We start from the raw sequence: 19,296 nt of genomic DNA, 5'->3' as shown, positions 1-19,296 counted from the left end.
ATTATTCGGAGGAATGAATGTATATGACAACACCAAAAAAGTACGCAGCACTAGAAAAAATGTCTGACAAGAACGGAGTTATTGCAGCTCTTGCTATTGACCAACGTGGTTCACTAAAGAAAATGTTAGCCGCAGCCGCAAACAAGCCAGCTAACGAAGAAGATATCGTTGAATTCAAGAAAGCTATTGCTTCTGAATTGACACCTTATGCTTCAGCTATTCTTTTGGATCCAGAATATGGTCTTCCAGCATCAAAAGTTAGAGCAGCAGGTTCAGGCTTATTAGTTTCATACGAAAAAACTGGTTACGATGCAACTGAAGCAGGTAGATTACCTGATTTGATTTCAGTATGGTCAGTACGTCGTTTGAAGGAAGCCGGAGCAGACTCAATCAAGTTCTTGCTTTACATCGATCCAGATGAAGATAAATCAATCATCGACCAAAAGGAAGCCTTTGTAGAAAGAATTGGTGACGAATGTGTTGCTGAAGATATTCCTTTCTTCGTTGAATTAGTTACATACGATGACTCAATCGGTGACGTTAAGAGTGCCGAATATGCTAAGGTAAAGCCTCACAAAGTTATCGAAGCTATGAAAGAATTCTCAAAAGCTAAGTACAACATCGATGTTTTGAAGGTTGAAGTTCCTATTAACCTTGACTACGTTGAAGGATTTAATGGCGACAACCCTGTTGTTTACACAAAGGATGAAGCTATCAAGTACTTCAAGGAACAAAGTGATGCTACAAACTTGCCATATATCTTCTTGAGTGCCGGCGTTTCAGCTAAGGCCTTCAGAGATGAACTACACCTAGCTAAAGATGCTGATGCTAAGTTCAATGGTGTTCTATGTGGACGTGCCACATGGAGAGGCGCTATCGAACCATTCGCCAAAGATGGTGAAGAAGCTGGTAAGAAGTGGATGAACACTGAAGGTAAGAAGAACATTGAAGAATTGAACGAAGTTCTTGCTGAAACTGCAACTTCATGGAAAGACAAAGTTTCAAAAGACTAATTTAAAACTTTAAAATTTATGTACTTTGAATAAACTGGGTTTTCTTGGACAATCTTTTTGTTCGGGAAAGTTCAGTTTTTTCTTTTAGGCCGTCTCCAAGGAGGAGAAATATTCACCTGCTATGCGGACCGGCGTGAGCCAAGGTCTCACACCTCGGTTTGAAGCCTTACCACAAAACGGTAAGTCTCCAAACTCGCCCGGTTGTGTAATGGCTAAAGCCATAACGCCACACCCACAGCTGGTGAATATTCTCTTCCCTTCCGACTAGTTGATCTGCTTTAACTTAGTATAAATATCTGAAGATTGAAAAGCGAAAGCTTAATATAATCATTGTTATTATAGGTCTAAATTCAATTTATTTACCAATTTATTCAAATGGCAAAAGATTACAATTGGACATTCTTATTATTAAAAAAATAGTTGGAAGAGCTGAAAGCGGCATAATGCATCAAACTTTCAATTTTCAGATAAATATATTAATCATTCGAATATACAGATATAATTAAAATCAATGCTTAAAAACATTGGTAATTAACACAACATATTATTTAGAAATTTTATCTGGGGGTAAAATTATGGTACCTGCTAACTTTGAACTTGCTAGAAACGCTATTACATCAATGGTTGCTGTCCTATTGATCGTCATTTACATTATCTACATGATTTCAAAATACTCACATCGTGATAAAGAAAAGGTTTGGACTGGCGATACGATTCTTTTGACATTCATCGCTATTTACTGCGTTTATATCACATTGATGAACTTTGTTAAATTGCCTGCTAATCTTGACTATATCAATACGATTGTCACTTTTGTCTTTATGGCGGTTGTTGTTATATTTATTATTAGCTCTATTTTTAAAAAAGCTACTAACAAGTCTAAGCAAAAATAATGAGGATCCCCTTAGTCCGTTATGGATTATGGGGATTTTTTCCGCTTCCGGGTTCGAGGAGGAGAGGTAACCTGCTGTAGGACCGGTTCGAGCCAAGGTCTCTCACCTCGGTTTTGAGCTTCGCTAAGTGCGCGAATCTCAAAACACGTCCTGTGCTGTAAGGGCGAAACGCCCTAACACCACTACTACTGCTGGTTACCTCCCCTCCTCGAACCCTCCGGCTATTTTTTCTGATTATTATTTCACTTTATTTTCAGATGTATTTTTCAACCGAATCTTTATAAAGTACAAAAGCCATAAACCGACCCCTTCATTGACACAATGTACTCAGCACTCACCTGTAAAGATGCTATTCTAATCCTTGAAAATTTCATTCAAAGGATATGATTATTCTTGAAAATTTCTGAAATAAGCAAAATTGTTGATTTATCCATTCCGACAATTCGCTATTACTGTGATCTTGGTTTAGTCCCTTCTGTTCAGCGTGATTTTGATGGCGAAAGAATTTTCGATGATGAATCTGTTACTTGGTTGAATGGCATTAAGTTTCAACGTGATTTGGGTTCATCCCTTTCTGAAATTCAAAAGTATCTCCAATTAAGCCAGAAAACGGGTTCTGCGGCTTTGAAAAAACGGCATGCATTGTTATTGAATCAACGTGAAAAAGCTCAATCTGACTTGAATTCGGCAACTGAACGCTTAAATTGTTTGGATGAGAAAATCAAATTGGAAGATGCCATCATCAAAGGTACTAAGAAAGACAGTCTTAGTGCTGCTCGAAGATTTAGCCAGTAAAAAAAGACGATCATTATGACCGTCTTTTTATTTTTATCCAATTTGACTCGTTCCGTCTACGTAATTTAATGTGACACCTGACTGAACGTTGAAGATATAAACATTAAAGTGTACTGAATTATCACCAATCGATTGTGCTTCCATTTGGACGCCACGAGGTAATAACTCATCGCCACGAAAAACTGGTGTAACACGATATCTAATGTAATGTGAACTGCTCTGCTTCAAGTAATAAGCAATATCCATTTCATGAGCTAACATTTCTGGACTATTCAATGAACGTGTTCCGGTCATCAAATTCTTCGGATTATTATTTTGACCGGTCAATTGGTAACCAATCAAATGACTACGGTTATAAAGCCAGCCACCACTGATTTTCTTATTGTGCCAACCAGTTGGATTCCAGTGTAAAGGTTCACGTTTAGCCGATGGCATCAGTGAAATATTCAACATTGCATTAGCAGCCGTTACTCGATTTAAATTATCGAGATCTCCATATTGTTGCCAAGCGCCTTTAGCCGTACTCAAATCATCTTGGTTAAAACTAGGATTATTATTATTGACGACAATTTCTTGGGTGCCGTTGTAATCCATATTAGCTAAATCAGTGTTGGCAGCCGTTTGTGTGGGTTTGTTGTTGTGATCATCAAGGTATTTTTGATTGTCAGCGATTTCTTGTTGTAACTTGGTTATGGATTTCTTGAGTTGTTTATTCTTGGAAACTAACTTTTTGGTCTTCTTTTGATAAGAGTAATTCTTAACGTATTCAGTTTTAACATTGCTCTTAGATGCAGCCTGACTTTGTGTTGTGACGGTTGCTGTAGCTGGTATTAAGGACAATAAAACTAAGAATCTAACTAACTTTTTCATTAGCGCTTCGACCTCCTATATCCCGCCGCAATAGCTTCCTGTTCACTATTAAAATATACAGCATTGGAAGAATTCATATTGTAACCGGCTTGACCAGGCACGTGATAAATGTGGGAATTAGTATTTCCAACAATCGATCCGGCGCTCGAAGTATTCATGTCTCCCCTAGTTTGCGTTTGTGAGGAAGCTTGTTGTTGCTTCTGAGTTGCCGCAGCTTGCTCCTGTTGTTTTTGTGCCTCTTTAGCTTGCTCTTCTTGCTGTTTTTGGGCGGCTGCCTTCTGATCTTGTTCCTTTTGTTTAGCAGCAGCCTCATCGCTAGCAATCTGATCCTTTTGAGATTGTATACTGTCGGCTTGATCTTGAAGTTTTTTCTGCTTAGCAAGTAACGCTACATTCTCTTTTTTGGCAATTTGATACTTGTCCTTACCGATATACTTCTGTTTCTTAACAACCTTAGTAGTATCGGCACTCCCCGTTTGTTTGGACGTGGTTTGCTCGGTATTGCCGCCACCGCCAAATCCTAAGGTGATTATCATGATTAAAATACTAAGTAATAAACCACTGCGATAACGCTTTTTTAAAGCTTTGCTGGCTCGATCGTCCAGTTTTAACTTGCGAAACTTGAACATTTTTACAGTAAAATAGATGATAAATCCAAATGCTACTACACCTACTAGTTTCGTCATCCCCATGTTCCCCCTTTTAACTTTCCTACTATATATTTTAAATCAAAAAATAAATCCTACAACTAGAAAATAGTCATTGTGAAATACTTAATTAATGCTAATATAGTAAGTGAAGATAATCAAATTATAGTTAGTGTACTTTAGAAGGAGTAGGGTATGAATAAAAAAGAGTCAGAATATTACATCGGTTTAGACATTGGTACCAACTCAGTGGGCTGGGCCGTAACCGATAGTAAATATAACTTGTTAAACATTAAAAAGAAAAATTTGTGGGGCGTTCGTCTTTTTGAATCTGCCGAATCGGCTGCTGATCGTCGCATTAGTCGTTCAACGAGACGTCGTTATCGCCGTAGACGTAATCGAATCAACTGGTTAAACGAAATTTTTGCTGACGAACTATCAAAAGTTGATCCTTCATTTTTAACCAGATTAAATTCATCATGGATCTCAAAAAAAGATTCTTCACGAACACGTGATAAATACAATTTATTCATGGATGATGACTATACTGATAAGAATTATCATGATGAATATCATACTATCTATCATTTAAGACGTGATTTAATGTTTGATGACAAACAATTCGATATCAGATTAGTTTATTTAGCTCTTCATAATATCATAAAATACCGTGGCAATTTCACCTATGAACATCGCAAGTTCAACATTTCAGAAATGAATAGCAATCTTACAAAAGCACTGGAAAATTTCAATCAAGAGCTTCTGGATTTTGAGGATGCATTTCCTGAAAATACTGATTATTCAACAATTTCCAAATTATTACTAACATCAAATAACGTATCAACTAAAATTGATGAAATTATCTCCAAATTAGAATTAGATAAAGATACCAAAAAATATCTGAAAGAAGTGTTGAGATTAATTTTAGGTAATTCAGCAAATCTTAACATAATTTTTCATACATCCTTAGACAAAGACGACGAAAAGCTTTCATTTTCTGCTAAAGATATCGAATTAAAGCTTAACAATCTTGATAGTCTTTTGTCTGATCAACAAATTCATTTCATTTCTTCTGCAAATGAACTTTACAGTTCTATTACTTTGAATGATATTTTGAACAATAAAACATATTTGAGTTTAGCTAAAATCAAACAATATGATGATCATTGTTCAGATCTTAAAGAATTGAAAGAGATGTGGTATCAAACTACGAATCCGTCTTTAATAAAGCAGGCTCGACAAGCCTATAAGGAATATATTCATGGATCATACAATTCTGAAGACTTTTACAAAGCGATTTCTCCATTCTTAAAAATTGCTATACCTGAAGAATATGCTAAAAAGGCTTTAAAAAAGATTGGCGGCAATACATACCTACCAAAACAACGTACTAGTGATAATGGTGTAATTCCCTTTCAATTAAATCTCATCGAATTAGAAAAAATAATTGATAATCAGAGTAAGTATTATCCATTCTTAAAAAATAACCGTGAAAAAATCATTTCAATTTTAAGTTTCAGAATTCCTTACTATGTAGGACCAATTCAAAAACCTTCTGATAAAAACTTTTCTTGGATGGTAAAGAAAATACAAGCGAAAGCTAGGCCATGGAATTTTGATGAGGTTATTGACCGCGAAAAATCTTCTAATAATTTTATCAAACGTATGACATCGACTGATACTTATTTAATTGGCGAGCCAGTTTTATCAAAAAATAGTCTGATTTATCAAAAATCCGAGGTTCTCAACGAACTGAATAATATAAGAATCAGTGAAAATATAGTATCCGACCCAAATGGTTCTAAACTACCTTTAGTTGCTAAACAACAAATCTTTAATGATCTCTTCAAAAAATATAAAACTGTCAAACGTGATCAACTAAAGAAGTGGCTTATCAGAAACAGCTATTTTATAAATCCAACAGTCATTGGACTTGCTAACCCTACTGAATTTAATTCAAACCTATCAACCTTTATTGACATGACTCGTATCTTTAATCAGCAATTCGTTGATGATGAAAAAAATCTCCCACAATTGGAAGAATTAGTAGAATGGTTGACTGTTTTTGAGGATAAACAAATCTTATCTGAGAAGCTAAAACATTCAAATTATACATACACCGACAAACAGATTAAGCAATTATCAAATATGCGCTATCGTGGTTGGGGACAATTATCTAAAAAATTGCTTTGCAATCTAAAGGTTGAAACAACAACCTATCAATCACATGAATTATCCCAATATTCCATTATTGATTTATTGTGGGAAACTAAACGTAACTTTAACAGCATTTTACATGATGACAAATACAATTTTGAAACAATAATTGATAATTATAATTTTGACAAAAACGAAAAAACAGATATTACTGATCTTGTTGACGATATTCATACTTCTCCTGCCTTAAAACGAGGAATCATCCAATCTGTCAATGTGGTAAATGAGTTAGTTAAGTTTATGGGCCATGCTCCAAAGCATATTTTTTTGGAATTCACTCGTGAGGATAGATCATCAGAGTTAACGGATTCTAGGAAAAAACGATTAAACAAATTGTACAAAACTCTAGCCAATAAAACTCAAAGTTTCCAATCCGGATTACGTTCATACTTAATTCCTGATAAAAACATAAAGGAAGAATTGAAGAACCATAATAAGGACCTTTCAAGTGAGCGATTGATGCTCTACTTCCTTCAAAATGGTAAATCTCTATATTCAGGTCAAAGTCTAGAAATTGATAAATTGTCCGAGTATCAAGTGGATCATATTCTACCTAGAACTTATATTAAGGACGATTCTATGGAGAACAAGGCCTTGGTATTAGCCAAAGAAAATCAAAGAAAATCTGACGATTTATTACTCCAGCCTGAAATTATTAAGAATAATATCGAACGATGGAGATACATGAAAGACAATGGCCTAATGGGACCCAAGAAATTCAAAAACTTAACCAGACAAACGATTACTGATGATGACAGGCTTAACTTTATCAATCGTCAATTAGTTCAGACATCTCAAATCATTAAAAATGTCGCCAGCATACTTGATAATATGTATAAAGATCAAGGAACAACTTGTGTTCAAACCAGAGCCAACCTATCAACTAGTTTCAGAGCTGCATTTAGTGAACAGGATGATAATTATCATTTTAAACATCCAGAATTTGTAAAAAATCGTGACATTAACGATTTTCACCATGCTCAAGATGCCTATCTTGCTTGTCTTCTAGGGTTATATCGTCTCCAAAGATTTCCAAGTGACGAAGCACTATTGATAAATAAGGAATATCGAAAGTTCTTTGCTCAAGCTCAAAAGGGATTAAAGAAACATGGTAAAACTCCTGATAGTCAAAAAAACGGCTTTATTCTGGCGCCAATGGTCAATGGGGAAACATTAATTAACAATAAAACCAAAGAAATAATTTGGAATTTGGATTTCAAAAAACAAATAATTAAGATTTTTAATTACAAGCAATACAACATTACCAAGAAAACTGAAATAAAAACCGGGGAGTTCTATAACCAAACACTCTATTCTCCACATGACACCAAAGTAAAAAAACTGATTCCTCAAAAGAATAACCTAGATCCTAATATCTACGGGGGATATAGCGGCGAGAAACCATCCTATCTAGTTGCCATTAGGATTGATGATAAAAAAACAAAGATGGTTTCTATTCCAATTAGACTAGCTGAAATGATTGATGAAGGAAAATTATCATTAAACAACTTTTTAGAAGAGAATATTAAACACAAAAAAACAATAGAAATTCTCAAGACACGAATTCCTATTGGTCAGTTAACTCACAGTTCTCAAACTGGTTATTTAACGCTGCAATCTGATAGCGAAATTGCCAATGCACAACAGTTAGTTTTACCATACAAAGATGTTGCTCTACTGACATTGTTACATTCACCAGAGACGGAGTATGATCAAATATTATCCTTCTACAATGACAATATTCTATTACAAATGTTCAATACAATTATCGATAAAATGGATCATTTTTATCCATATTACAAAACTGAAAGAAAATATTTAGTTTCTATTACGGATGACTTCACTTCTGCTACTACAATTGAAAAGGTAAATATTATTAAACAACTATTAATCATGCTCCATGCTAATTCTAGCAATGCTAGTCTTAAATTTGGTAAAGTCAAAAAAATAAGATTAGGGCGAAAAAGTTCTGGACTTCAGATGAACAATACCGACCTAATATATCAATCAGTAACCGGGTTATATCAAACTAAATTCCATATCGAATAAAAAAGGGCAAAAAAAATACTCCCACGCGGGAGTGGCCCTGAGGCTATTTAACATTAATGTTATTTTAATTCAGTAAGTCATCTCATTTACTTATGAACCACTTACATACTATCGTACTTCTATATTAATTTCAACAATTAGGAGATTGATTATGGGTTGGAGAACTATTTATATAACGCAAAAGGCCAAGCTTTCGTACAAGACCAATCATTTATTAATTCAAACAGATATGGACTTGAAACAGATACCATTTCACCAAATAAATTGTATCGTTATTGCCACCACGCAATCAGTAATTACTGGCTATTTGATTTCTCAGCTAATCGAAAATAATATTAAAGTTATTTTCTGTTCTCAGAATCGTAATCCCTGTGCTGAATTAAATGGTTATTACAATAATATTCAACGTAATCAAAATATTGAAGATCAAATTTCTTGGAGTATCACCTCAAAACAAGAATTATGGACATACATTGTTAAAAATAAAATTGAGAATCAAATTGCACTCATGGAAAGAGGAAACCTGGATACTTCCGATATTGTTACAGAATATTCATCCATGCAACCAAATGATTCGACTAATCGCGAAGCTGTGATTGCCAAAAAATACTTTCCTGCTCTATTTAATGAGGATTTCACCAGGGTTCTGATTCCAAAGTAAATGCTATGTTGAATTACGGGTATACGATCCTTTTATCAGCGACCAATCAAGAAGTTGCGGCAAAAGGATATTTAACGCAATTAGGCGTTCATCATCACAGCGTAAGAAACTGTTTCAATCTATCTAGCGATTTGATGGAACCATTTCGACAATTTGTTGATTCTAAAGTCTTGGAACGAATTGACTATGATTTTGATGAATACGTCAAACTAGAATTAGTCGACGTCCTCAACCATGAAGTAACTTACAATAATAAGACTTTTATTTTAAAAAATGCTCTATCTCAATATATTCATGACTGTTTCTCATTTTTGAATTCTCAACGAGACGCAATCGGTAAGGTAGAGTTTAAAAATGAGGTGTAGGGCTTTGAGATTAATGATAATGTTTGATTTACCTACTTTAACTGCAATGGATAGAAGAAATTATCGACAGTTTCGAAAAAAATTACTCCAAGATGGATTTGTTATGATGCAGGAGTCCATTTATACATGCATTTTGATTGACCGGCAAGCTGCTAATTTATTGAACAATAAAATATCTTTATATGCTCCTAAAAAGGGATTAGTGCAGTCGCTCATTGTCACTGAAAAACAATTTGCCTCAATGAATTTTTTAACTGGAGAAAAGGATACTTCAGAAGAGAATACCTTTGAGAGGTTAACAGTGATATGACAAATTCAATTACCATTTTCCCTTACCAACCATTCGATATAGAATCAGGCTTAACATTATTCAATTTTCAAAACAAAAATGAATTCTCCCAACTTATTTTCAGACTTCATGACCTTAAAAAACACGCAACATTAACTGATGACACTAATCGCATCTTACATTTTTATACCGATTCGAAAAATCCATTCGATGAAAATATCAAGGATGTGGAATTGATTGGTGATCTTAATAGTTTTGACATTAATTCAGCTACACAATTAAAAATTATTTTAAAGAAGGTGGTAGCCAATTCAACTATTATTAAAGATGAAATTGAAGGAGCAAATTCTGAATTAAATAATCTAGTTTTCGAAGCAATTACTCAGTATTCGATCCCTTTGAGTTTGGATTTCTATGCCAATTTCGAAAAGATTTTAAAGGCTAAAGGAGTTTTTGTAGATACTAGCAAATGGCAGAATTACTGTGATAAGCTTATGGACGTAACCGGCTTCTATTCAGAATTTTCTAACAAAAAGTTACTAGTTTTTTATGATTTGGAACGTCTGCTTAACTTAAATCAATTAAATGAGATTGATAGTTATCTAAAATCTGTTGACTTAACAATGGTTTCTTTAGAATCGTATCCAATGTTGTTAAAAGAAGATGGCCTTAATATCAAGGTTTATTCCATTGATAACGACCACGTTAGATTTGATTATTAGAGGATGATTAAAAAACAACGGTTTTAGAAGTATGTCATCTCAGTTACTTAAGAACCGTAAAAATGTAGCGACCCCCCTCCACTAATGTTTTAGAAGTATGTCATCTCAGTTACTTAAGAACCTTTTGATATAAATGGTAGAGATGTTTACATGTTTTAGAAGTATGTCATCTCAGTTACTTAAGAACCTATTTTGGCATGTATCAACGGTGAGTTTCAGTTTTAGAAGTATGTCATCTCAGTTACTTAAGAACCAAATATTCGTATCACACGTAAACATGCTGGGTTTTAGAAGTATGTCATCTCAGTTACTTAAGAACCTAAAGACTATGTTCGATATTTTATTGAGAAGTTTTAGAAGTATGTCATCTCAGTTACTTAAGAACCAAAGATACAACACTTTTGATCCTTTCGTTTGTTTTAGAAGTATGTCATCTCAGTTACTTAAGAACCTGGCTAATGAGTCTGATCCATTAGATAGATGTTTTAGAAGTATGTCATCTCAGTTACTTAAGAACCGATTTTTGTGTGTTAAAGCTTTGACTTACAGTTTTAGAAGTATGTCATCTCAGTTACTTAAGAACCTACCGTTACAGTAGATGTGCCCGAAGTCAAGTTTTAGAAGTATGTCATCTCAGTTACTTAAGAACCCACAATTCTGCACGACACCGCTATAAGTACGTTTTAGAAGTATGTCATCTCAGTTACTTAAGAACCTGATTACAATCTGATTGCTTCAAGTCTTGAGTTTTAGAAGTATGTCATCTCAGTTACTTAAGAACCTATCAGTAATATATTTATCTAAACCATCTAGTTTTAGAAGTATGTCATCTCAGTTACTTAAGAACCCACCTTCTCGTAGAAATAAGTTGATGAGGCGTTTTAGAAGTATGTCATCTCAGTTACTTAAGAACCTACTGCTCAAGTTGCTGGCTTATATTAAGTTTTAGAAGTAAGCCATCCTAGTTACCCACACGCTAACTAATGAAACTGAATAAATATTTTATATCTTTTAGAATTAAGGTTATCCCTCTTTCCAATACATCAATGGTTTTCCATGTTATCATGGTAAATATATCTTTAACACAAGTATTTTGATCTATGCAAATTAGATCAGTGTACGGTGAAGGAGTAGTTTTAGTAGTATGTCATCTCAGTTACTTATAATCAAAAAATAAGCTATCACAGAACAATCCATCAACGGATGTTCATGCGATAGCTTATTTTTATTCCAAACTCTTCAAAACCCGATCACCTAAATCTTTAACCCGTTTGAAATCATCTTCATCTGTATCTTGATCAATCTTCACAGAATCGCTAACCTGCTCACCATTGCTGGAATTCAGTTGCATCGTGAAATAATCAACTGCACGTCCAAAATGAATGTGTTTCTTGGAACTAGAACCTAGTACCGCAAACTTAGTTCTTTCCAAATCGACATCGGCTAAATCTTCATAGAAATCCTGTGCTTCATCGGGAACTTCGCCGTCGTGATATGTATAAGTTTCTACAATCACGGCGTCATAATCGGACAATCCAAAGGCATCGGTATCGATAATTTCTTGCAAATCGACATCGGCACCCTTTTCTTTCAAATAATCGGCCAAATATTTAGCAATTTTTTCATTGCGGCCAGTCATACTTGTATACGTTAAAAGAATTTTCATTTAATTACCACCTTACACTAATACGCTCTTTGGAGTGCTTGTCAGCAACAATTTCATCAACCATAGCAATCGCAAAATCAGCGTAACTAATTTCACTTTTTCCATTATCGTCAAAAGTTAACTCTTCACCAGCTAAAACATATTTACCAGTTCGATCTCCTGAGGCTTGGAAATCGGCCGCGGGACTGATAAACGTCCAATCAATCTTACTTTCACGCAAAATATCCAACGACTTGCCCATTTCTTCACTCAAGGGTTTAACAGCGTCAGGAAAATCAGCCTGTTGGTAAAGTTTTGCTGTATGGGCCTTATCAACATATAGTGAGCCTGCACCACCAACAACCAATAATCTAACTTTCGAATCACCGATAATTTTAATCAAGTGTTCTGTTGCAGGAACGTATTCTTTAACAGCAGGTCCAAAGAATCCTAATGCGTCAACTAAGATGTCAAAATCCTTGATATCCTCGGTTTGTAAACTGTAAATATCTCTCACTAGATACTTATCAGTTGGTGATTTCTTAGCATCACGAACGATTGAGGTCACATCCAAATTTCTACCTAAAGCTTCTTTGACGATCAAAGAACCTTCTTTACCATTTGCTCCAATAACTGCTACTTTCATAAATTAATACCTCCAAATTATATCGACATCTTCACTTTACATAATCATAAGCAAAATAACCAAAGATAAGCTCCTAATATAGTAAACTTATCGTGCTGGGAGGCGCTAATTATGGCATATCAAATTTATTTAGTAAGACACGGTAAAACTTGGTACAACGAATATGAAAAAATGCAAGGTTGGTCCGATACTCCCTTGACCACTGATGGTGTCGCTGTTGCTCAAAAAGCCGCGGAATCGTTAAAAAGCGTTGATTTTGCGGCCGCTATGACTTCAGATATGAAGCGTGCAGTCGATACAACTCGTATCATTACTAGAAGAAATAAAAACGATTTGGTTCCCCAAGAATTATCGGAATTTAGAGAACAATTCTATGGCTATTTTGAAGGTCGCAGTATTGATGAATCATGGTTCGCAATCGGCAAACCTCATCAAGCTCGAACATTTACTGATATCGTTAAGAAATATGGTTTCGATGCCACAATGGATTTCGCTAAAGAGGCTGACCCATTGCATGATGCCGAAAGTGCCGAAGAGTATTGGAGTCGAATCGAAAGAGGATTCAAAAAAATTGACCGAATCGCTCATGATGGCGACAAAATTCTCTTGGTAACCCACAGTATCACTATTTTGGGCTTTGCCATTCGTTATAAGACCGCTAATTTAAAAGTTGATGATATTCCTGCCAATGCCAGTTTGACCATCATGGAGCGCGACAATGGCATTAATAAGGTAACTAAATATAATCAATCTTTGATTAATGATTAATTTGAGGAATCGTCAAAACAACATTTCGACTTGCGGATGAGTGAGTTACACTTGAATTACACATATTGATGAGGAGTTTTTAATAATGGCAAAATACCAAATTTACTTAGTTCGTCATGGACGTACTTGGTTTAACAAATACAATAAGATGCAAGGTTGGTCCGATACTCCCCTTGCCCCTGAAGGAGTCGAAGTTGCTAAGAAAGCTGCAAATTCCTTGAAAGATGTCGACTTTGCAGCAGCCTTTTCTTCTGATGCTAGACGAGCAATCGATACTTGCAAATTAATTGTAGATAAAAATATCAACCACGCTAAAATCACGCCTCAAAAATTGATGGAATTTCGTGAAGAATTCTACGGTTATTATGAGGGTATGAATTCTCCAGAAGCATGGTTTATGGTTGGTGAACCTCACGGTGCTAAGACTTTTGCTGAAATTATTGCTAAATATGGTATGGATGCCACCAAAGATTTCATGAAAGAGGCTGATCCCTTCCACGATGCCGAAAACGCTGAGGAATATTGGAGTCGTGTCAACACAGGATTCGACAAAATCGATGAAATTGCAAACGATGGTGATAAAATTCTCTTAGTTTCACACGGAACAACGATTCGCTCAATCACTGACCGTTATAACGATGGAAATTTTGATGTAACGGTAAGTCCTAGAAACTCTAGTTTAACAATGATGACACGTGATAACGGTGAAAATAAAGTTACTAGTTACAATCAACTACTCGATTAGAAAAAATTATTTGACAAAATAAATAAATTAATATATTCTCAATTCATCAATTACTTGGAGGTCAGGACAATGATTTTAATCAATACTCAAACATCATTTTGTTGTTGCGGAACGCATTCTATGCGTGCCGTCAGTTTGAGTATTTAAAATCAGACTAGATCACTGGCAATTCACGCGTAGGGTGCAAATCAATTCGATTTGCGCCCTTTTTTTACGCTCAAAAATCAAAGGAGAATATTTTATTATGAAATTCAATACTAAACTTATCCACGGTGGTATCAGTGAAGATCCAGCAACTGGGGCCGTTTCCATCCCTGTATACCGTTCATCAACTTTCCATCAACACCAACTCGGAGCCGAACCAAAATGGGAATACGCCAGAACTGGTAATCCTACACGTCAAGCACTAGAAAAACTCATCGCTGAAATTGAAAATGGAACCGATGGATTTGCTTTTGCCTCAGGATCAGCAGCTATTCACGCTGTCTTTTCACTCTTCTCAGCTGGTGATCACATCATTATCGGCAATGACGTTTATGGTGGGACTTTCCGCTTAGTTAACAAAGTTTTAAAACGCTTTGGACTGGAATTCAGTGTGGTCGATACTCGAGATTTAGCAGCAATTGAAGCTGCTGTTCAAGTAAATACTAAGGCAATTTATTTTGAGACCCCAACTAATCCGTTACTAAAAATAACTGATATTCAAGCTGTAGCAGATATTGCCAAAAAGCATGATCTCAAGACGATCGTCGACAATACTTTTGCGACACCATACAATCAAAACCCTCTGACACTTGGCGTTGATATCGTCGTTCACAGTGCAACTAAATACCTCGGTGGCCACAGTGATGTCGTAGCAGGACTTGCAGTCACTAACAGCAAGCAAATTGCTGAAGACCTGGCATTTCTCCAAAATTCAATCGGTAGTGTCTTAGGACCTGATGATAGTTGGCTATTGATGCGTGGAATCAAAACTCTAGGTGTCAGAATGCGCGTACATCACGAAAATGCTAATTTGGTTTACGATTATTTAACTAGTAACGACAAAGTAGCCAATATTTATTACCCCGGAAATCCAGAATCAGATGACTATAACATTGCCAAAAAACAAATGCGTGGTTTTGGTGCCATGATTTCCTTCGAGTTACAACCGGGACTTGATGCCAAGAAATTCGTTGAGAGTCTTCAACTGATTGATTTGGCCGAAAGTTTAGGTGGTATTGAAAGTTTAATTGAAGTCCCTGCCGTTATGACGCATGCTGCCATACCTAGAGAAATTCGGTTAAAGAACGGTATCACGGACGAATTAATACGATTATCTGTTGGTATTGAAGACGAAGAAGATTTGCTTGATGATTTGAAACAAGCTTTCGATAAGATATAAAAAAATTCCGATAGAAAATTTCTATCGGAATTTTTTAATGACTTAGCGGTCCAATCAATAAGGAGATTGCTACAATCAATAGCGTTACAACTACCGCATAATTACCAACCATCATTGAGGCACCAAACGTTGCTGGACCTGAGGTCCCACGTTTCATCATCGTTTTCTTATAGTTTCTAGAAAAACGAAATTGAAAATATGCGGCAATAATAAAGATAATTGAAAAAATATGTTGGGCTGTAAAGATTGTCTTTAGCATGGCTAATCATCCGTTTTTTTATTCAAATTTTCCATTACAAAATCCAACGCTTTTTTAGAGTCACGTGTTAATGCAATATATTGTTGACCTTTTGTAGCTACTAACTGAATACCTAAACGATCAGTATCAGCTTTCAAATCATCATAATATGTTCTAACTTGAGGGGCTAATACAACTAAATCATAATTTGGAAGAATATCGTGATGTGATCCATATGCTCCAGCACTAGCAACAATCGGAACATCATACTTTTCAGCACCTTCCATCAAGGCATTAGCAAGTTGTTCACTTGTTCCACCTCCGGCACAAAGAACAAGAACTTTAACTTGATGGGTTAATTTTTTAGCAAGTGATGGATCAGAATCATTTATTTCTTCAGTTGTAGCTGTAGCTGGTGTTTCTTCTGAAGCAGTAACAGGCATAGCAACGTCGGCACCAACTGTTTCAACAGCATCATCAGTAGCACCTTCAGCGGCATCAACTTCTGCCTCTTGTTTAACAAGTGAAGCATCGTATGCTCTACAGAATGGTAAGTAGATCAATGTATCAAGAGCTAATAAAACTGCGACTAATAGTAATGAAATAGGTTGCATTTGTGTATCTAAGAAGGCACCAATAGGCCCTGGCAATGCCCATGACAAGATATACATAAACCCTCTCATATGAAGTAAATCAATGAACATCTTACCAATTACAACGTTAACAACTGGTGATAAGACGAATGGAATGAAGAAGTAAGGATTCAAAATAATTGGAGCACCGAACAATAGTGGTTCGTTGACGGCAAACATTACTGGAATAAACGAAGCCTTACCAATGGCCTTCAATTGTTTGGATTTCATTAAGAACATAAAGATAAATGGAACAACGAATGTAGCACCAGTACCACCAAGTTCACCAATGAAGTTACCAAAATTTTCTGTTAGTGAGTGGTATGGGAAATTACCAGCCTTGAACAAGGCCAAGTTAGCAGTTGTATTTCCGTATAGAGCAGCGGTAATAGCAGGTTTTACAACTGAAGGTCCGTGGATACCCATGAACCAGAACAATGGAATAAGGAACCAGATAAATGCCATACCCCAATATGTTTCAGCACCTTTAAAGATAGGAGCAATCAAAGTAGCAAGCATTGCACTGAATGGAACGTGTAGCCATGAACGAACAGCTACATCAATAACGCCCATAACAAGAACTGAAAATGAGAATGGGAAGATATCACGGAAGTTTTGTGAAATGGCACCTGGAACTTCCTTAGGCATCTTAATAGTAATATCTCTTTCAACACAGAACTTGTACATGTGAACAGTGATAAAAGCAGATACGAATGATGACAAAATACCTTTTGTACCAAAGTAGTCACCGATATAGGCTCCACCTTTTGTAGTTCCGATAGCTAGCAACATGAATCCACACATCGCAGCCATCATTGTTGATGTTCCGTTAATAAAGCGGCCACCCTTGATCCGTTGATTCATTGAACCAGTTAAGGCTTTAGCAGTTGTCCCCGAAACATATAAACCAACAAACCCCATAGTGTAGTTATAAATTTTATTAAACCAATCGTTCAATCCACCCGGTAAGTTAATTCCGATTAGTGGCAAAACAGATGTTAATAGAATAAAAATACTTGAGAACAAGATAATTGGCATTGCTGCTAAGAATCCGTCTTTGATAGCCATTAGATAAATATTTTTGGAAATTTTATCAAAGAACTTTTGATGTTTTTCCAGTTTATCAATAATAACTTGCATGCTTTACACCCCTTTTTATTTGTTATGTTGAAAAATTTCATAAAAAAATGACCGCAGTATAAAACACAGCAAATTAATCACCATGTTTTAACTGCGGTCATGCCTAATTTAATAGTAACAATCCACAACTAAAATCTATTTCATTGTATTAGCAAGTGCTTTATACCACAGAGCACTCTTCTTGATGTAACGCTTTTGTGTCGCAAAATCTATGAAGAATAAACCATAACGCTTATTGTATCCATTGGCCCAGGAGAATTGATCCTGCAGCGACCAGATAAAGTAACCGTTTACATTAACACCTTCACTGCGTGCCTTTAAAATGGCCTCCATATGTTGATCCACGAAATCAATTCGTTTGTCATCATTAATAATCGTATCTTGTGTTGCACCTTCTGGTAGTTCTTCTTTCAATCCTAAACCATTTTCAGTAACAAACATTTCTTTACTATTAGGATATTCAGAACTAACACGTTTCAAAATATCATAAAGACCTTCAGGATAAATGTTCCAATCCCAATCCGTTGTAGGAATATTAGGATTTTTAACCGCTTGACCGACCCCCTTAAATTTAAATGACGATGTACCTTTCTCGCCGGTTCCGTTGAAATGATTTGTACTATCGCCATCATAAGCGGCAAAGTATGAAGGTTGATAATAATTCAAACCAAAATAATCATTTCTAGTTGAAGCCTTCTTCAAAATTTCCATATCGCCTGGTTCAATATCTAGCTTGGCGTCATTGGCATCGAGAATTTCATTGATAAGATTCATCGTCTTGTCAGTATATTCACCTTTGAAAGTCCCATCTAACAAGAAAGCATTCATAAATGCATCACTTAAATCAGCCGCATGTTGATTCTCCGGTGTTTCAGGATATGGATAAACTGGTTGTAAAACGTGAATCAAACCAATCTTGCCATCATAATGATTATCTTTAAATAAGTTAACAACACGTGCATGAGCTAATAATTCATTATGTTCAGCTTGAATAGCACTCGTTACATCAAATTTATGACTAGGTGGGAAATTACCTTGTATATATTGAGAATATGCTAAGGAAATCAATTCATTGATTGTGAACCAGTGCTTAATTTCCGTAAATTCATCGAAACAGAATCTTGCATAATCAACAAAGTAATCAATATTTTTACGGTTCAACCAGTCCCCATCATCGAATAACGTCTTTGGAGAATCAAAATGATGCAACGATACGTAAGGTTCAATTCCATTGTCTAAACATTCTTTGAATAAGCGGTGATAATAATCGACTCCTGCTTGAACTGGTTCACCGTAACCCTTAGGAAAAATTCTTGTCCAAGAAATCGATAATCTAATAGCGTTCAAACCATATTTCTTCGATAAAGCAACGTCTTTTGGATATAGATGATAAAAATCACTAGCCGGATCTGGCGAAAAACGACCTTGAGCTTTCAAATAGTCATCCCACATCGTTTTACCTTTACCATCAACCTTAGTAGCACCCTCGACTTGATAGGCGGCTGTAGCACCACCCCAAACGAAATCCTTAGGTAACTTTTTAACTCGATTCAATTCAATATTCACGGCATTACCTC

General features: G+C 35.6%; 18 protein-coding genes and 1 CRISPR repeat array. Of the genes, 11 read left to right on the top strand and 7 right to left on the bottom strand.

The window, feature by feature from the left end:
• Positions 1-17 precede the first annotated feature (17 nt).
• The 3 genes from lacD (at position 18) to FFM71_RS00430 (ending at position 2,701) form a co-directional block, all read left to right on the top strand.
• Positions 18-1,013 (top strand): tagatose-bisphosphate aldolase, encoded by a 996-nt coding sequence (lacD, locus tag FFM71_RS00440; protein ID WP_137610206.1) that lies wholly within the window; start codon positions 18-20, stop codon positions 1,011-1,013.
• Between the two features lie 575 nt (positions 1,014-1,588).
• Entirely contained in the window at positions 1,589-1,906 is a 318-nt protein-coding gene (locus tag FFM71_RS00435) for a hypothetical protein (protein ID WP_137610205.1), read from the top strand.
• Positions 1,907-2,299: 393 nt separating this feature from the next.
• On the top strand, positions 2,300-2,701 hold the full coding sequence (locus FFM71_RS00430; protein WP_137610204.1) for a MerR family transcriptional regulator: 402 nt from the start codon (positions 2,300-2,302) through the stop codon (positions 2,699-2,701).
• A gap of 33 nt (positions 2,702-2,734) precedes the next feature.
• On the opposite strand, the gene FFM71_RS00425 is transcribed toward FFM71_RS00430, so the two are convergent.
• Together FFM71_RS00425 and FFM71_RS00420 are read right to left on the bottom strand one after the other, a co-directional pair.
• Positions 2,735-3,571 carry a DNA/RNA non-specific endonuclease gene (locus FFM71_RS00425; protein ID WP_137610203.1) on the bottom strand — a complete coding sequence of 279 codons (837 nt, stop codon included), beginning with the start codon at positions 3,569-3,571 and terminating at the stop codon, positions 2,735-2,737.
• Complete coding sequence (locus tag FFM71_RS00420) at positions 3,571-4,257, bottom strand: sunset domain-containing protein (RefSeq protein ID WP_137610202.1); 687 nt, start codon at positions 4,255-4,257, stop codon at positions 3,571-3,573. Before FFM71_RS00420 ends, FFM71_RS00425 begins: the two co-directional genes overlap by 1 nt.
• 156 nt (positions 4,258-4,413) lie before the next feature.
• On the opposite strand from FFM71_RS00420, the gene cas9 reads away from it, so the two are divergent.
• The 5 genes from cas9 to csn2 all read left to right on the top strand — a co-directional run bounded on the left by cas9 (position 4,414) and on the right by csn2 (position 10,521).
• Positions 4,414-8,484, top strand: coding sequence for a type II CRISPR RNA-guided endonuclease Cas9 (gene cas9 / locus FFM71_RS00415; protein WP_137610201.1), 4,071 nt, complete (start codon positions 4,414-4,416; stop codon positions 8,482-8,484).
• 151 nt (positions 8,485-8,635) lie between these two features.
• Positions 8,636-9,145 (top strand): type II CRISPR-associated endonuclease Cas1, encoded by a 510-nt coding sequence (gene cas1 / locus FFM71_RS13545; RefSeq protein ID WP_223876444.1) that lies wholly within the window; start codon positions 8,636-8,638, stop codon positions 9,143-9,145.
• A 5-nt stretch (positions 9,146-9,150) separates the two neighbouring features.
• Entirely contained in the window at positions 9,151-9,510 is a 360-nt protein-coding gene (locus FFM71_RS13540; RefSeq protein WP_223876443.1) for a CRISPR-associated endonuclease Cas1, read from the top strand.
• A gap of 13 nt (positions 9,511-9,523) precedes the next feature.
• Positions 9,524-9,820: a CRISPR-associated endonuclease Cas2 gene (gene cas2, locus FFM71_RS00405; RefSeq protein WP_373278777.1), complete on the top strand. Its 297-nt coding sequence runs from the start codon at positions 9,524-9,526 to the stop codon at positions 9,818-9,820.
• Entirely contained in the window at positions 9,817-10,521 is a 705-nt protein-coding gene (gene csn2, locus FFM71_RS00400) for a type II-A CRISPR-associated protein Csn2 (RefSeq protein WP_137610200.1), read from the top strand. The genes cas2 and csn2 overlap by 4 nt, the downstream gene beginning before the upstream one ends.
• Positions 10,522-10,541: 20 nt before the next feature.
• Positions 10,542-11,435: a CRISPR direct-repeat array (repeat unit 36 nt; unit sequence GTTTTAGAAGTATGTCATCTCAGTTACTTAAGAACC).
• Between the two features lie 311 nt (positions 11,436-11,746).
• Here csn2 and FFM71_RS00395 read toward each other — a convergent pair.
• A complete protein-coding gene (locus FFM71_RS00395; RefSeq protein WP_137610199.1) occupies positions 11,747-12,187 on the bottom strand; it encodes a flavodoxin domain-containing protein in 441 nt (146 codons plus the stop codon).
• Between the two features lie 4 nt (positions 12,188-12,191).
• Entirely contained in the window at positions 12,192-12,812 is a 621-nt protein-coding gene (locus FFM71_RS00390; RefSeq protein ID WP_137610198.1) for an NAD(P)-dependent oxidoreductase, read from the bottom strand.
• Between the two features lie 111 nt (positions 12,813-12,923).
• Here FFM71_RS00390 and FFM71_RS00385 point away from each other — a divergent pair, with 111 nt between their 5' ends.
• From FFM71_RS00385 to FFM71_RS00375, 3 genes are all read left to right on the top strand, one after another.
• Positions 12,924-13,580 (top strand): histidine phosphatase family protein, encoded by a 657-nt coding sequence (locus FFM71_RS00385; RefSeq protein WP_137610197.1) that lies wholly within the window; start codon positions 12,924-12,926, stop codon positions 13,578-13,580.
• An 85-nt stretch (positions 13,581-13,665) separates the two neighbouring features.
• Positions 13,666-14,325: a histidine phosphatase family protein gene (locus FFM71_RS00380; protein WP_137610196.1), complete on the top strand. Its 660-nt coding sequence runs from the start codon at positions 13,666-13,668 to the stop codon at positions 14,323-14,325.
• 244 nt (positions 14,326-14,569) lie between these two features.
• On the top strand, positions 14,570-15,709 hold the full coding sequence (locus tag FFM71_RS00375) for a trans-sulfuration enzyme family protein (protein WP_137610195.1): 1,140 nt from the start codon (positions 14,570-14,572) through the stop codon (positions 15,707-15,709).
• Positions 15,710-15,743: 34 nt separating this feature from the next.
• Here FFM71_RS00375 and FFM71_RS00370 read toward each other — a convergent pair whose 3' ends face one another.
• From FFM71_RS00370 to lacG, 3 genes are all read right to left on the bottom strand, one after another.
• Entirely contained in the window at positions 15,744-15,968 is a 225-nt protein-coding gene (locus FFM71_RS00370; RefSeq protein WP_137610194.1) for a hypothetical protein, read from the bottom strand.
• Positions 15,969-15,970: 2 nt separating this feature from the next.
• Entirely contained in the window at positions 15,971-17,719 is a 1,749-nt protein-coding gene (locus FFM71_RS00365; protein ID WP_137610193.1) for a PTS lactose transporter subunit IIBC, read from the bottom strand.
• Between the two features lie 135 nt (positions 17,720-17,854).
• Entirely contained in the window at positions 17,855-19,285 is a 1,431-nt protein-coding gene (gene lacG, locus FFM71_RS00360) for a 6-phospho-beta-galactosidase (protein ID WP_137610192.1), read from the bottom strand.
• Between the last annotated feature and the right edge of the window lie 11 nt (positions 19,286-19,296).

It is taken from the genome of Companilactobacillus huachuanensis, assembly GCF_005404815.1.
Lineage (GTDB): Bacteria > Bacillota > Bacilli > Lactobacillales > Lactobacillaceae > Companilactobacillus > Companilactobacillus huachuanensis.
Note: the sequence above shows the minus strand (reverse complement) of the source record. Positions and strands in the feature narration are given on the sequence as shown.